We start from the raw sequence: 14951 nt of genomic DNA, 5'->3' as shown, positions 1-14951 counted from the left end.
GATTTAGCGCAAGGGCTTTTGGCATTTTTTATCTGCAACACAAACTGAATGCGCAAAAGCTAAACAATTCGTGGTTTTTATCACCTAAAACCACCCTATTTTGTTGTTGACTGCCAATTCTAGGCTGCTTGTTTACCTTCAATAGCTCAAGTATTGGAACTAAGTCTTCAATAAACTCGATAATAACTATTGGTTTTAAGGTTCAAATCGCCTATTTTATTTTTAATAAGGAAAGTTGGTATACACCATTTAGGAATATATATGCTTAGTTTACGTTTATTGTGTTTAATAGGCTGTTGTAGTTTGATACAAGTTGCCAATGCTACCGTGATTTATTCTTGGGTCGATGAGAAAGGGGTAAAGCATTATAGTCAACAGCCACCGAATGAAGTTAATTCTGAAAAACTCTATAGTGAAGACATTGAGCCTGCACAAGTGGGTTACTTACCTGTTATTGCTAATGCATCATCAAGTGCAAATAAACCATCGGATGCAGAAAAGAATGCCGAAACCATTAAGGCTAGAGATGCTGAACAAGCAGCGTCTATTTGTGAAAGCGCTAAACACAGCCTAAATGTATTAAATACTTATCAACGATTACACCGCAAAGATCCCACCACCGGTGAAGCCGTACAGGTAACCGAAGAAGAGAGACTTGCTCAAATTGAAACCAATGAAGAAAGAATAAAACTGTTTTGCCAGTAATATTGTATTAGCTACAATATTAAGCAATAGCATGACATTGTGATATTAAGGGGCCTATTGGCCCCTTTTGCTATAAGTTTTGTCGATTGGGCATGATTAATTGCCAACAGTGTACATTGATTTAAACTCGCCACCATTACAGGTTTGGGTACCTGAGCGCCAACCTTTTTCAAATGCATTTATCCCATTTAAGGTTTTATCTTTCATTCCGTCGAGTGATTCACTTGATGTGCTTTGCAATAGTGCACTTTGACAGCCACGGTTATAGCCATAATGATAAATACTGTCGTAATCAACATTACCAACCTTAATAACTGGGATTTCGCCATTGGTTTGGGGGGCAGAGCTACAGCCTGTTAGGGCTATTGCTATGAGTGCGCTACTTATTACAACTAATTTATTCATGCTATATCCTTTTGACTAAAATCACAGTGGTTGAGTTAAACAGTCTACTTTCAAGCTAGTTTATAAATTTGATACTCGCAAGATAGCTTGCCGACACTGGGTTTACGAATTCGTCAAAAGGGTTATTTATTTTGGATAGTTTCTATTAATCAGTCTCACCTCGCCAAAAACACAAAAGGGGCATAGTTAACTACTATGCCCCTTTAATTGCTTCACTCAATTGATTAGCCATGCACTAAGTTGATTAATGACGAGGTAGATTATTGGCTAAATGTTAGCAAACCATCTTTCACATCTACGTTGATTGCTTTACCTGGTAGTAAATCACCTTTTAGTAAGTGATTAGCTAATGGGTTTTCAACTTCCTGCTGCAAGGCACGCTTGAGTGGTCTTGCTCCATATATAGGATCAAATCCTGCTTCAGCAATTAATGCCAGTGCAGCTTTAGAGATCGTTAAGCTAAAGTCTTTTTCTGCTAAGCGCGCTTTTAAGTTCTCTAACTGGATTTCTGCGATATAGGCAATATGTTCAGCTGATAGTGGATGGAACACCACAGTTTCATCGATACGGTTTAAAAACTCAGGCCTAAAGCTTTGGGTAACGACTTCCATTACCGATGCCTTCATCTGAGCATAGTTTTGGGTTTCAAAACCTTGCTGGATAATGTCAGAGCCTAAATTTGAGGTCATGATAATAACGGTATTTCTAAAGTCGACCGTTCGGCCTTGGCCGTCAGTTAATCTACCATCGTCCAATACTTGCAGTAAGATATTGAATACATCAGGATGGGCTTTTTCAACTTCATCGAGCAAGATGACAGAATAAGGCTTACGACGAACGGCTTCTGTTAAGTAACCGCCCTCTTCATAGCCGACATAACCAGGAGGCGCACCCACCAGCCGTGACACGGTATGCTTTTCCATAAACTCTGACATATCGATACGCACCATGGAGGATTCAGTATCAAATAGGAATGTCGCTAATGATTTACATAGTTCGGTTTTACCCACACCAGTTGGGCCTAAAAAGAGGAAAGAACCTATAGGGCGGTTTGGATCAGCTAGACCTGCGCGGCTTCTACGAATCGCATTTGATACCGCTTCTATCGCTTCATTTTGACCAATCACTCTTTGATGTAGTGCGTCTTCCATTTGCAATAACTTGTCACGCTCACCTTCGAGCATTTTACTCACTGGTATACCGGTGGCTTTTGACAACACTTCTGCAATTTCAATATCGGTGACTTTATTGCGTAATAAGGTCATGTCTTGCATTTCAGCCTGAGAAGCTAAATCTAATTGCTTTTCAAGTTCAGGAATACGGCCATATTGCAGTTCAGACATTCGCGTTAAATCGCCTGCCCTTCTCGCCACGTCCATATCCATGCGCGATTGTTCTAAATCGGCTTTAATATGTTGAGTGCCAGCCAATGCGGCTTTTTCAGTGCGCCAAATTTCGTTTAGCTCGTTGGCTTTAATTTCAACTTGAGCAAGCTCAGCCTGTAAATCACTCAGACGTTTGCGACTGGCTTCATCTTCTTCTTTCGCTAGTGCTTGTTCTTCTAGCTTAAGTTGAATTGCGCGACGCTCTAACCTATCTAATGACTCTGGCTTTGAGTCAATTTGCATACGGATACTTGAGGCTGCTTCATCAATCAAATCGATAGCTTTATCAGGTAACTTTCTGTCAGAGACATAGCGGTGTGACATAGTGGCTGCGGCTACAATAGCAGGATCGGTAATTTCCACATGGTGATGCAGCTCATAGCGTTCTTTTAAACCCCGTAATATCGCAATGGTATCTATCACACTTGGCTCATCAACCAGCACTTTTTGGAAACGACGCTCAAGTGCGGCATCCTTTTCAATATACTGACGGTATTCATCAAGCGTGGTAGCGCCAACACAATGTAAATCGCCTCGAGCAAGAGCGGGTTTAAGCATATTACCTGCATCCATCGCCCCTTCGCCTTTACCTGCACCAACCATAGTGTGCAGCTCATCGATAAACAGGATGACTTGGCCTTCTTCTTGGGCTAACTCACTTAATACTGCTTTGAGGCGCTCTTCAAATTCACCGCGATATTTTGCGCCCGCAATTAACGAGCCCATATCAAGGGAAAGTACCCGTTTGTTTTTAATGCCTTCAGGTACTTCGCCATTGACAATCCGTTGAGCTAAGCCTTCAACGATGGCAGTTTTACCCACACCGGGCTCACCAATCAATACTGGATTGTTTTTACTACGGCGCTGCAGTACTTGGATGGTACGGCGAATTTCTTCGTCGCGGCCAATAACCGGATCTAATTTACCTTGCTCTGCTCGCTCAGTAAGATCGACGGTAAATTTCTTTAGCGCTTGGCGTTGATCTTCGGCATTGGGATCATCGACATTTTGTCCGCCACGGATTTGATCTATGGTCGACTCCAAGACTTCTTTGGTGGCACCCGCCGCTTTAAGGCTTTTAGCTAACAGGTCATTGCCTTCTAACGCCGCTAATACAAACAACTCTGACGAAATGTATTTGTCTTTTCGCTTTTGGGCTAATTTATCGCATAAGTTCAGCAAGCGGATCAGGGTTTGTGACAACTGAACATCACCACCGGTGCCTTGCACTTGCGATACTCGTTCCAGCTCTTGGCTAATTGACGAACGCAGCGCACTGACATTAATGCCCGCTTGGGTCAGTAATGGGTGAATTGAACCTGAATCTTGATTTAACAAAGCCATCATCAAATGAATAGGTTCAATAAACTGATGATCTCGTCCTAACGCCAGTGACTGTGCATCTGAAATGGCGATTTGAAACTTATTGGTCATACGATCGAGTCTCATACGGCCTCCTAAACAATTAATTTAAAAACGGGAATGTTTTTGATAAGTAAAATATGGGGGTGTTTATGGATTTTTCAATCTAATGAGGCGAATTTAAAAATAAACCGTTAGGTTAAATGATGTAGATCAAATCTAAAAAACAGATTAGGACTTAAGCCAGATAAGCGACGCCATGCGGCCAGTTTGTTGTTCGCGGCGATAAGAAAAGTAATCACTATCGCTAAAAGTGCAGCGATTAGCGCAATATATTTGGGGAATACCTAATAACGCCAGTCTCATTTGAGCTAAGCCCGCTAAATCTGCTAAATACTTTTCAGCTTGCGGTTTAAAGTAGTCAGTCGCTTGAGGATGCTTTTCGGTAAAATATTGAAGTACTTCTGCGCCAACTTCAAACGCACCTGGGCCAATTGCAGGACCTAAATAGGCGATGAGTTCAGTCGTTGGAGAGGAAAATTTGCTAACTGCGGCTTCAATTATGCCATCACATAAGCCACGCCAGCCGGCATGGACTGCAGCAACTTCAGTGCCCGCATTATTACACAGTAATACAGGAAGGCAATCTGCGGTCATAATCGCCAGTGCAGTATTGGGGGAGTTGGTATAACTACCATCGCCAATGAGAGGAGATGCAATATCAGCTGTCGTCAGTCTAGAGCAATCAATGATGTCAGTGCCATGCACTTGCTCAAGCCAAACAAGTGGCGACTGGATTGAATGCGCTGTTTGTAATAAAGCCCGATTGGCCATGACATCTGCTACAACATCCCCCACATGCAAGCCTAAATTCAGGCTGTCATAAGGTGGTTTGCTGACACCGCCATGACGATTTGTCATGGCGATAGCAACATTATCAGGTAATGGCCAACTGGCTTTAAACACAATCAATCCTTATGCCATCGCTTACGCAAGACTAACACCTATAGGTATTCTATTGGATTTAGTTCTGTGTCTTCGCGCAATGCTTTGGTTAGCATCTTCATATCCTCAGGGATAGGAGCATGCCAAGTCATAATTTCTTGGGTAAACGGATGTGCAAGCTCCAAACGCACCGCATGTAACGCCTGACGCTCAAAGCCTTTTAAAAGTTCAAAAAACGCTTTGCTTGCTTTTTTAGGCGGACGTGGACGACCACCATAAACAGGATCACCAACTAGCACGTGGCCAATATAAGCCATATGAACACGAATTTGGTGAGTACGACCTGTTTCAAGACGCAGTCTTAAACGAGTATGGGCTCTAAATTTTTCAGCAACGCGATAATGAGTGACTGAAGGACGGCCCCCCATAATCACTGCCATTTGAGTACGACGAGTTTCATGGCGTTCAATAGGTTCATCAACCGTGCCACCAGCTGTCATAGTACCAATCACAATTGCTTCGTATTCACGCACGATATCACGGGCTTGAAGCGCCGCAACAAGGTGAGTTTGTGCTTCAACCGTTTTAGCCACCACCATTAAACCTGTGGTGTCTTTATCTAAACGATGCACAATACCAGCACGTGGTACATGTTCGATTTCAGGACAATGATGTAATAACGCATTTAATAATGTGCCATCAGTATTACCTGCACCAGGATGCACAACCAAGCCCGCTTGCTTGTTTACCACTAAAATATGGTCATCTTCGTAGACGATATCTAGTGGGATTTTCTGCGCTTTATCTTTAACTTCTTCTTCAAGCGTTGCTTCTACAGCAATTAACTGCGACTCTAGTACCTTCTCACGAGGTATATCGACGACAGTATCATCAACTGAAACTGCACCAGATAAAATCCATTCTTTGATGCGTGTACGGGAATAATCAGGGAACAATTCAGCCAAAGCTTGGTCTAATCTTAGACCCGTTTGACTTGCTGTGATTTCGCTTTTTAGATTAATCTCTTGTGTCATAGGAACCGTACCCCTTTTTTGGGGTCCAAAGTGAATGAACTATCTGTTACAATCGGATTGTTTTCTATTTTACAGTGAAATGGAAAAATTCTTAACAATAACTTATAAAAGAATTGAATTTACATATGCATAATTTTGCCAAAGGCGCCGCCCTAGTATTGTTTTCATTGACTTTAACGGCTTGTAGCACCTCTAAAGGTTTTGAAGAAGAAGTTGTCAGTAACAAGTCGCCAGAAGCACTTTATGCTCAGGCACGAACCTCAATGGAACTTGGGAACTACTCAAAAGCCGTTAGAACCCTAGAAGCGTTAGACTCGCGTTACCCGTTCGGCCCCCACAAAACTCAAGTCCAATTGGACATGATTTTTGCCTATTATAAGATGGATGATGTCGCATCAGGTATTGCTAACATTGACCGCTTTTTACGCTTAAACCCAACCCATCCAGATATTGATTATGTCTATTATATGCGTGGTTTGACTAATATGCAGGCTGATAATTATCTTTTTCACGATATGATGAATATTGACCGCACCGATCGCGATCCTAAAAATGCCCAAGATGCTTTTAAAGATTTTGATCGTTTAATCAAAAGCTACCCAGATAGTAAGTATGCAGCAGATGCACAACATCGTATGCAATACCTAAAAAACCGTTTAGCAAAATACTCAATCAAAGTAGCTGAGTATTATATTAAAATGGGCGCTTGGAGCGCTGCAGCGGTAAGAGCACAAACTGTGATGGAGCAATTCCCAGGAACACCATCAACTGAACATGCCCTTGAAATCATGGCTCAGGCTTACGAAGAATTAGGTCAAGAGCAGCTAAAGCAAAACGTGGTAACCGTGATGGCGGCGAATTTCCCGAATAATGAGTTAGTCAGTAACTAATGTTTAGCCTTACTGCTTAACTACGCTAGAATGCCTTCAATTTGAAGGCATTTTTTATTTATACGCCATGTAGAATAAAACATCACAAAAGGTACAAAAGATATGCAGTTGACACATTTTCAGCTTAAATGCTAAAAAAACGGTTGACTCAAACGGCTTAAAACCTTAAATTGCATTCCGTCGCCCGAATAGCTCAGTCGGTAGAGCAGAGGATTGAAAATCCTCGTGTCCCTGGTTCGATTCCGGGTTCGGGCACCATATTTAGATTTGGTGGTTAACGCGACCAAATAACAAAAAAGCCTCGCAATGCGAGGCTTTTTTGTTTCTGTCATTTATCATTCATGTGGTAACCATTGCATCAATAAAGCGCCTTAACGACTTTGAGTCAGTACTCTGACTCATTTACTAGCTCCTTGTACTAGCCTCTTGAGCAAGCACACCTGAGTAATACCAGCTCATTAAAGCGCAACTTATTAGCGCCGCAGCTAACTAACACAAAGTCACCCTTGGCTTAAGTTAACCTCACAGACAATACCCATTAAGCTGGCTCAATGTAATCCACCAGCATTTGTACGGTTTGATTACCTCTAAACTCATTCACATCCAGTTTATAAGCCACACGAGCATGTTTTATGCTTGCATCAGGCCAAGTGGTTAAATCAACATTAAATGCAATCGCATCCATCATTACAGCGCCACACTGAGACTCTAACACCAGCTTTAGGTGCTTTTCACCGACAATGCGCTGTTGAATGACACTGAAATAACCATCAAATAATGGCTCTTCAAATGCTTGCCCCCATGGGCCTGCATCTCTTAACAAATAGGCAGTATCGAGGTTCATCAGCGCGACTGGCAATTCACCATCAGATAAAATCTCACCGGTAAGCTGCTCAGGTTTTAATATCTCGCGCACCGCTTTGTCATAGGCTTGTTCAAACTCGCTAAAGGCATCAGCTTTTAGGGATAGTCCTGCTGCCATCGCATGTCCGCCAAACTTAAGGATCATCCCAGGGTGACGGCTATTAATTAGCTCCAATAAGTCACGCATGTGTAAGCCCTTAATCGAGCGAGCGGAGCCTTTAATCTCACCGTTACCCGCATCGGCAAAAGCAATCACGGGGCGATGATATTTATCTTTAATGCGTGATGCTAAAATACCAATCACGCCCTGATGCCAATCTTCTTGAAAAATGGCTAATCCCCAAGGTAATTTAGTTTCATCCAAGCTGAGTTTTTGTAAGCTTTTTAGGGCTTCTTGCTGCATACCGGTTTCTAATTCGCGGCGCTCAGCATTCAGACCATCAAGCTCACCTGCCATGCGTCTGGCGAGCATCATATCTTCACAAAGTAGGGTTTCGACCCCTAAGGCCATTTCATCTAAGCGTCCTGCGGCATTAAGTCTTGGGCCTACTGCAAAACCAAAATCTGATGCGACAATGCGCTGCGGGTTTCGCTTAGCGACTTCAAGCAGAGCTGTGATCCCAACACGGCAGCGACCACTACGTACTCTTTGTAAGCCAGCTTGCACTAAAATGCGGTTATTACTATCAAGGGAAACCACATCAGCCACAGTCCCCAGTGCAACAATGTCCAATAAACTGCCTAAGTTCGGCTCGGCTAATTGATTAAGCTGATACCAATCGCGGGCGCGTAATTCACTGCGCAGTACAGACATCAAATAAAATGCCACGCCCACACCTGCAATAGATTTACTGGCAAACTCACAGCCAGCTTGATTTGGATTAACAATGGCATCGGCTATGGGCAATGATTTACCCGGTAGATGGTGATCTGTCACCACTACGGTCATCCCCAGCGCTTTAGCCGCTGCTACGCCTTCTATGGATGAAATACCATTATCTACGGTAATTAATACCTCAGCGCCTTTTGACTGCGCCACAGCTACAATTTCTGGGCTTAAGCCATAGCCATAATCAAATCGATTAGGAATAAGATAATCCACATGCTGAGCACCCATCATCCGTAATGCCAACAAACACACACTGGTTGAGGTAGCGCCATCTGCGTCAAAGTCGCCCACAATCAAAATGGACTTTTTCGCCATAATAGCATCGGCAATAATACGCGCAGCTTCAGCCAAGCCCATCATAGAATCTGGGCGTAATAGCTTTGAAAGACTCAGATCACAGCCCAAAAGGTCGACGCCTCGACGGGCATACAATTGCTTTAAAATAGCAGGAATACTAGCTGGTAAATGACTATCGTCTACTAGAGGTCGGCGAACAATTTTATGGGCCACAAAAACACCTTAAGAAAATATCGAATTATGAAGTGGGAATGAATCATTGAAACTGAATTTACCATAACAAAAAAGGCGAGCTTTGGGCTCACCTTTTGTTATAAATTAACGTCTTTTAACGCGCTTTAGCGGCTAAATCCGTTAACTCACTGTAGATTAAAGATTGGTTTTAATGGTATTTAATAATGCTTCAGGCGGTTGATAGCCTGGTACTAATACGCCATTTTCTAACACAATTGCTGGGGTACCGTTAATACCAAATGAGCCACCTAAGCGGTATTGACCTTCGATATTAGCATCACATTTTGCCGCTTTTACATTACGACCAGTTTTGGCATCGGTCATCGCTTGTAGTGGATCTTTAGCACACCACACAGCTTCCATTTCATCGGCATTCGCTGACGGAATACCCGCACGAGGATAAGCTAAATATCTTACGGTAATTCCTAAATCGTTATAGCCATCCATTTGCTGATGCAACTTACGACAATAGCCACAATCAACATCGGTAAAAATAGTCACCACATGTTTTTCATTTTTGGCTTTATAAACCAACATATCCTTTTCAAAAGGTTTTAGCATATCAATGCGAGGGCCTGCTAGTGCTGCCTCGGTTAAGTTTTTCATGCCCTTTTGTAAATCATACATATTACCGTGAAGTAACTTACTGCCATCTGGAGACACATATAGCAGACCACGGTCAGTAAGCGCTTGATAAAGACCATCAATTGGCGATGCCTCAATGCTCAAAACATTCACACCTAAGGTATCTGAAACTTGTTTTTTGAGTTCTGCTTCATTAGGGATATCAGAGGCAGAAGCGGCATGTAATAACGGGGCTACTGCAAGCGTTATCGCTAAAGAGAATGCTTTGGTTAACTTCATTTAAAATCCTATTTGGTCAATCTGTATTAGTCTACTCACTATATAGACCCGCTCATCAGCGCAAAAGTTACAGACAATATTTCATGAAAGCAACTACACAGCGCTCATTTTGTGTAAGCAATAATAAACATTCATTTTGCACTAACCTCTTGGATGGTGCTCACTATGCAACTGTTGCAGCCTCGCTTTAGCTACATGGGTGTAAATTTGCGTAGTCGATAAATCACTGTGGCCCAGTAGCAACTGCACTACCCGTAAGTCTGCGCCGTGATTTAATAAATGGGTCGCAAAAGCATGGCGCAAAGTGTGGGGCGACAAATGGCTGTGTATTCCTGCCCGTAACGCATATAGCTTAATTCGGTGCCAAAAGGTCTGCCTTGTCATCATTTGACCGCGCTTTGATGGAAACAGTACATCACTTTGCTTATTACCCAGTAGCTCAGCTCTTGCCGCAACAAGGTATTGATCTACTTCTGTCACCGCTAACTCACCTAAGGGAACTAAGCGCTCTTTACCGCCCTTACCGACAATTCTCACTAAGCCTTGGCGTAAGCTTATTTGCTCAAGGGTTAAGCTAACCAGTTCGGTTACCCGCAGCCCAGTGGCATAAAGTAACTCCAACATGGCTTTATCTCGGCACTCTAGCGGATCATCAACATTGGGCTCATCCAGTAAGCTGTTTATTTGGGCTTCACTGAGTGCCTCGGGTAATTGCCTAACTAATTGAGGGGACTCAACCAGCGCGGTGGGATCAACAGCTATCTGCTCATTAACCAACAAATAACCATACAAACGCCGCAAGCTACTCAATAACCGCGCAGTACTGCTTTTTGCAAAATTTTGTTCCACTCGAAAGGCTAAGTAATCGCGGATCAGCAACTGATCGACATTAATCAACTGGCGTTTTTTCGTTAGCACAAAACGTTCAAAATGGCGTAGATCAGTACGATAGGAAGCCAGTGTATTGTCACTAAGTCCTTTCGTAGACCAAAGGTCATCTAAAAATGCATCGATAATGGGATCGGCTTGATACTTATCTGTCACATGAATTCCTAAAAAAACGGCGTTATTTCAAGATGAAATAACGCCGTTAGTGTAACTAAAGTTAGCTTAGTTTGACAAAGGTTACCTAGCTTGCAGCTAAAGCTTGATCCTTGGCAGGAACAAATAAACAAGCAACAATCGCAAGCCCTACTGGTAATAACCATGCCATGCCTTCAGCATGAAGTGGCATAAAGCTTAGGAAACTTGTATCTACGCCAGCAACTTGAAGACCATCAAAAATACCAAAGAACAAAGCAACAGATAACACTAAACGATGTGAAAATTCAGGACGAGGGAAACGCTCAGTTAAGAAAGTAATCGCTACCAATGCAATTGCCACTGGGTAAATAGTCATTAACACAGGAATACTGATGTTAATTAACTGCGTTAAGCCCACATTGGCAACCGTGGCACAAACCAAACTGAAGAAAATCACAAACGCTTTGTATGAGATCTTAGGCAATAGCTCATTGAAAAACTCTGAACAGGCGGTAATTAACCCAACTGCAGTTGTTAAACAGGCAATGCTCACTACCGTTGCTAATAAGATAGTCCCCATAGTGCCAAACTCATGAGTCACATAGTTTGTTAGAATTTGGCCACCATTTTCAGCGCCCAAAGCAATATCACCAGCGGTAGCGCCTAAATAGAATAATGACACATAAACAAAAGCTAAACCCGATGCAGCAATGATAGCAGCGCGTACTAAATAGCGAGTTTGCGCTTTTGAATCAGTGATGCCTTTTTTACGCAAAATATCAATGATTAACATACCGAAAATCAATGATGCTAGCGTATCCATAGTGTTGTACCCCTCTAAAATACCTTTAGAAAGTGGACTATTAATGTAATCACCGCTTGCAGCTTGAATTGCAGCGCTAGGGGTAATGATCACAGATAATGCTAAACCGACTAATAGGAAAATAAGAATAGGGGTTAATACTTTACCAACGCTGTCTAATAATTTACCTGGGAATAACGACAACAACATCGCAATGGCAAAAAAGCCAATGGTATAAAACAATTGTGCTTTATTAAGTGACAGTGCACCAAGTTGGATGATTGCATCGGCATTATCTAAAAATGGACGAGCACCAATTTCAAAAGCCACCAAGCCTGTACGCGGAGCAGCAAAGGCTGGGCCGATAATAATATAGATAGAAATCGCTAAAGCAGTTGCCGCAAATGCCGGTAACATCGCCATGACCTTACCATTTGCTTTTGCAATCGCAATAAGTCCAGCAAGGGGTAAACCCACGGCAGTAATAAGAAAGCCTAACATTGCTAGTGTCATGTTCTCACCAGCTAACATACCTGCAAACGGTGGAAAAATTAGGTTACCAGCACCTAAGAAAAATGCGAACGTCATAAAGCCTAAGCCTATCGTATCGCCAATACTCATATTATTGTTTTGCACACATTGCCCCATCTTGTTGTTTTGTTTTTTTACAAACTTAAGGGAATAGTCACCAATTAGCTATCGCTAATCTAACCTCCCGACAAACCTGTAAACTTTAAATTACACTTAAGCTCACTAAAATCACTGCAATATTGCTGATAAATTCAGCGTATTTTCGTAATACCTATGCCGATTTGTGAAGCTGATTTCATTTTTCCCATTTAAACCGCAATAATGTGCTCAAACGGGTAGGAACTAATAGCAAATAGCACTTAGATACACAAGCGCAAAACCCGCATAAAGCAAAAACAACCATCATCTGAAAACAAGCTTAAAAACAGCCAAACATTAGCGCTACAATAACAACACAAGCACCGAAGCCGTCAGTATATTAGCAACAATAAATCAACCTACTATCCGTTTGGGAAAAATTGCAAAAACAGTTACCATAATCGGCCATTTCTCAATCTATAGTCCTATGCCTTTTAGTTTCAAACAATTTCATATTGATGATAGCCGCTGCGGTATGCCCGTCAGTACAGATGGGGTGATGTTAGGCGCTTGGGCTAATATCAAACAGAGCAACACCATTTTGGATATCGGTGCCGGCAGTGGACTATTAACCCTCATGGCTGCTCAGCGAGCTGAGCAATTGGCAAAAACAGCAGTAGGGTTATCAAGCAAAGCGATTAAAATTGTCGCTGTTGAGCTCGATGATTTAGCCGCTCAAGATTGTTTACACAATATCGCCAATTGCCCTTGGGCTGAGATGATTGAGTTACACCATGGGGCAATACAAGACTTTAGTGCCCTGCACTTAGTTCAGTATAAAGCTAAGCTAAGCCCATTATTTGATAGCATCATTTGTAACCCGCCCTACTTTGATAATGGGCCACAATCGAAGCTGCAGCAGCGAGCAACCGCGAGACATACCGATAGCTTAAGCTTTAGCGAGTTACTGAAACATATTGAGTTATTATTGGCGCCACATGGCGCGGCGAGCTTGATTCTTCCAATTGAAAGTGAAACGCGCTTTACCGGCGCATTAACACAAACCTCTTTGGCCATATCTAAGCGCGTCAGCGTTTCAACGGTTAGCAAAAAGCCACCAAGACGATTACTGCTTGAGCTTAAGCATCAAGCAAAGATTGAAAGCACCGAGCACTCAAGTTTGGTGATAAGCGATCCCAGCGGTCAATATAGTCAGCAAATGATCGCCCTTTGTCGTGAGTTCTATCTAAAACTTTAAGCTTTGTATAGATATCGCTCTCGCTGAGTTGCGCTTCTTAGGTTATAATGCTCGGCTATCAATCAGTGAGACCTACAGCGCATGCTATTTGAAGATTTTGACCTAGATCCAATGCTTTTAGATTCATTAAAGGCCATGGGACATTTGAGCCCGACCACAGTTCAACAACAAACATTGCCAATGGCGATGGAACAACGGGATATTTTAGCTAAAGCGCCAACAGGTACCGGTAAAACGGCCAGCTTTTTGCTGCCGGCATTACAACACTTGATTGATTTCCCAAGACGATTCAATGGTCAAGCCCGTGTGTTAGTCCTAACCCCAACACGTGAGCTTGCTAGCCAAATTCATCGTTACGCTTGCCACCTTGCCACCGATTTAGATCTCGATATTGGTATTATCACCGGTGGTGTGCCATACGGCCCCCAAGAAGAACAACTTGAAGACAATGTCGATTTATTGATTGCCACTCCCGGTCGCCTAGTTGAATATCTTGATAAAGGCCAGTTTGAAGCAACAGAAGTTGAAATCCTGATCATTGATGAAGCTGACCGTATGTTAGATATGGGATTCTCGTCAGTGGTAGAAACTATCGCCATTGAGGCCCAAGGCCGTAAGCAGAATATGTTATTTTCTGCCACCCTTGAAGGCAGCGGTGTATCGCGCTTCGCGCAAGTGCTATTGAATGACCCGGTCACGATTGACGTTGACTCACCTCGCAGTGAAAAAGCCAAAATTCACCAATGGGCTCACCTTGCCGATAATCAAGCCCATAAATTTGCCTTGCTATGCAACATTCTTCAGCAAGAGTCAGTTAAGCGCACTATCGTATTCGTAAAAACCCGTGAAATTGTAGCAAGCCTTGAAGGCCAGCTGCTTAAAGCCGGAATTCCTTGCGCTTTCTTACGTGGTGATATGGAGCAGAAAAAGCGCTTCCAAGCCTTAAGTAAATTCAGTAAAGGCGAAGTCAATATCTTGCTGGCAACCGATGTTGCAGCCCGTGGTATTGATATTGAAGGTATCACCCACGTGATTAACTTTGATATGCCTCGCTCAGCCGACGCCTATGTTCACCGTATTGGACGTACTGCACGCGCAGGCGCGAAAGGCACGGCAATTTCATTAATTGAAGCCCATGATATGCGCATCGTTAATAAAATTGAGCGCTATATTGAGCAGCCACTAAAACGTCGTTACATCGACGGTTTACGACCAACGCACAAAGAAGCGAAAGTGCCTGGCAAGAAAAAAGACAAAGTGAAAATCGCTGCGAAGAAAAAATCTAAAAAAGCGAAAGCGAAAAAGAAAAAGTAAGCCTTTCTCTCGCGATTAAATAGATTGTTTAAGCCCTGAACCAACATAATGGTTCAGGGCTTTTTTATATC

At 42.7% G+C, this 14951-nt stretch carries 12 protein-coding genes and 1 tRNA gene; 5 read left to right on the top strand and 8 right to left on the bottom strand.

Translation table 11 applies throughout. The features are described 5' to 3' along the window. Positions 1 to 261: 261 nt before the first annotated feature. A complete protein-coding gene (locus BCU91_RS19870; RefSeq protein WP_102439682.1) occupies positions 262 to 705 on the top strand; it encodes a DUF4124 domain-containing protein in 444 nt (147 codons plus the stop codon). Positions 706 to 801: 96 nt separating this feature from the next. On the opposite strand, the gene BCU91_RS19865 is transcribed toward BCU91_RS19870, so the two are convergent. From BCU91_RS19865 to rluD, 4 genes are all read right to left on the bottom strand, one after another. After that, on the bottom strand, positions 802 to 1110 hold the full coding sequence (locus tag BCU91_RS19865; protein WP_102439683.1) for a hypothetical protein: 309 nt from the start codon (positions 1108 to 1110) through the stop codon (positions 802 to 804). 260 nt (positions 1111 to 1370) lie between these two features. Further along, the gene (clpB, locus tag BCU91_RS19860; protein WP_102532215.1) at positions 1371 to 3944 is read right to left on the bottom strand and encodes an ATP-dependent chaperone ClpB; all 2574 of its coding nucleotides are present in this window, start codon (positions 3942 to 3944) and stop codon (positions 1371 to 1373) included. Positions 3945 to 4088: 144 nt separating this feature from the next. Beyond that, positions 4089 to 4823 carry a peptidoglycan editing factor PgeF gene (gene pgeF, locus BCU91_RS19855; RefSeq protein ID WP_102439685.1) on the bottom strand — a complete coding sequence of 245 codons (735 nt, stop codon included), beginning with the start codon at positions 4821 to 4823 and terminating at the stop codon, positions 4089 to 4091. Positions 4824 to 4861: 38 nt separating this feature from the next. Continuing rightward, positions 4862 to 5836: a 23S rRNA pseudouridine(1911/1915/1917) synthase RluD gene (gene rluD, locus BCU91_RS19850; protein WP_102532214.1), complete on the bottom strand. Its 975-nt coding sequence runs from the start codon at positions 5834 to 5836 to the stop codon at positions 4862 to 4864. A gap of 125 nt (positions 5837 to 5961) precedes the next feature. On the opposite strand from rluD, the gene BCU91_RS19845 reads away from it, so the two are divergent. Together BCU91_RS19845 and BCU91_RS19840 are read left to right on the top strand one after the other, a co-directional pair. Next, positions 5962 to 6726, top strand: coding sequence for an outer membrane protein assembly factor BamD (locus BCU91_RS19845; protein ID WP_102439686.1), 765 nt, complete (start codon positions 5962 to 5964; stop codon positions 6724 to 6726). Between the two features lie 182 nt (positions 6727 to 6908). Beyond that, a tRNA-Phe gene (locus BCU91_RS19840) sits at positions 6909 to 6984 on the top strand. Positions 6985 to 7264: 280 nt separating this feature from the next. Here BCU91_RS19840 and recJ read toward each other — a convergent pair. The 4 genes from recJ to brnQ form a co-directional block, all read right to left on the bottom strand. Further along, a complete protein-coding gene (gene recJ / locus BCU91_RS19835; protein ID WP_102476940.1) occupies positions 7265 to 8989 on the bottom strand; it encodes a single-stranded-DNA-specific exonuclease RecJ in 1725 nt (574 codons plus the stop codon). Positions 8990 to 9145: 156 nt separating this feature from the next. Beyond that, the gene (gene dsbC, locus BCU91_RS19830) at positions 9146 to 9874 is read right to left on the bottom strand and encodes a bifunctional protein-disulfide isomerase/oxidoreductase DsbC (RefSeq protein ID WP_102439688.1); all 729 of its coding nucleotides are present in this window, start codon (positions 9872 to 9874) and stop codon (positions 9146 to 9148) included. A gap of 141 nt (positions 9875 to 10015) precedes the next feature. Next, positions 10016 to 10918 carry a site-specific tyrosine recombinase XerD gene (xerD, locus tag BCU91_RS19825; protein WP_102439689.1) on the bottom strand — a complete coding sequence of 301 codons (903 nt, stop codon included), beginning with the start codon at positions 10916 to 10918 and terminating at the stop codon, positions 10016 to 10018. Between the two features lie 85 nt (positions 10919 to 11003). Then, a complete protein-coding gene (gene brnQ, locus BCU91_RS19820) occupies positions 11004 to 12347 on the bottom strand; it encodes a branched-chain amino acid transport system II carrier protein (RefSeq protein ID WP_198589256.1) in 1344 nt (447 codons plus the stop codon). A 448-nt stretch (positions 12348 to 12795) separates the two neighbouring features. On the opposite strand from brnQ, the gene BCU91_RS19815 reads away from it, so the two are divergent. Continuing rightward, positions 12796 to 13566, top strand: a complete 771-nt coding sequence (locus BCU91_RS19815; RefSeq protein WP_102532213.1) for a methyltransferase — start codon at positions 12796 to 12798, stop codon at positions 13564 to 13566. A gap of 81 nt (positions 13567 to 13647) precedes the next feature. Continuing rightward, the gene (gene srmB, locus BCU91_RS19810; RefSeq protein ID WP_102476937.1) at positions 13648 to 14880 is read left to right on the top strand and encodes an ATP-dependent RNA helicase SrmB; all 1233 of its coding nucleotides are present in this window, start codon (positions 13648 to 13650) and stop codon (positions 14878 to 14880) included. The last annotated feature ends 71 nt before the right edge of the window (positions 14881 to 14951 follow it).

The sequence above is a fragment of the Shewanella sp. 10N.286.52.B9 genome (assembly GCF_002873635.1).
Taxonomy (GTDB): Bacteria; Pseudomonadota; Gammaproteobacteria; order Enterobacterales; family Shewanellaceae; genus Shewanella.
This window is presented reverse-complemented; position numbering and strand designations above follow the sequence as displayed.

What these genes read in the sequence shown, in the direction of transcription:
- rluD (WP_102532214.1), bottom strand. Translation starts at nt 5,836, where the DNA reads ATGACACAAGAGATTAATCTAAAAAGCGAAATCACAGCAAGTCAAACG.
- BCU91_RS19865 (WP_102439683.1), bottom strand. Translation starts at nt 1,110, where the DNA reads ATGAATAAATTAGTTGTAATAAGTAGCGCACTCATAGCAATAGCCCTA.
- srmB (WP_102476937.1), top strand. Translation starts at nt 13,648, where the DNA reads ATGCTATTTGAAGATTTTGACCTAGATCCAATGCTTTTAGATTCATTA.
- brnQ (WP_198589256.1), bottom strand. Translation starts at nt 12,347, where the DNA reads ATGGGGCAATGTGTGCAAAACAATAATATGAGTATTGGCGATACGATA.
- dsbC (WP_102439688.1), bottom strand. Translation starts at nt 9,874, where the DNA reads ATGAAGTTAACCAAAGCATTCTCTTTAGCGATAACGCTTGCAGTAGCC.
- clpB (WP_102532215.1), bottom strand. Translation starts at nt 3,944, where the DNA reads ATGAGACTCGATCGTATGACCAATAAGTTTCAAATCGCCATTTCAGAT.
- BCU91_RS19870 (WP_102439682.1), top strand. Translation starts at nt 262, where the DNA reads ATGCTTAGTTTACGTTTATTGTGTTTAATAGGCTGTTGTAGTTTGATA.
- BCU91_RS19845 (WP_102439686.1), top strand. Translation starts at nt 5,962, where the DNA reads ATGCATAATTTTGCCAAAGGCGCCGCCCTAGTATTGTTTTCATTGACT.
- BCU91_RS19815 (WP_102532213.1), top strand. Translation starts at nt 12,796, where the DNA reads ATGCCTTTTAGTTTCAAACAATTTCATATTGATGATAGCCGCTGCGGT.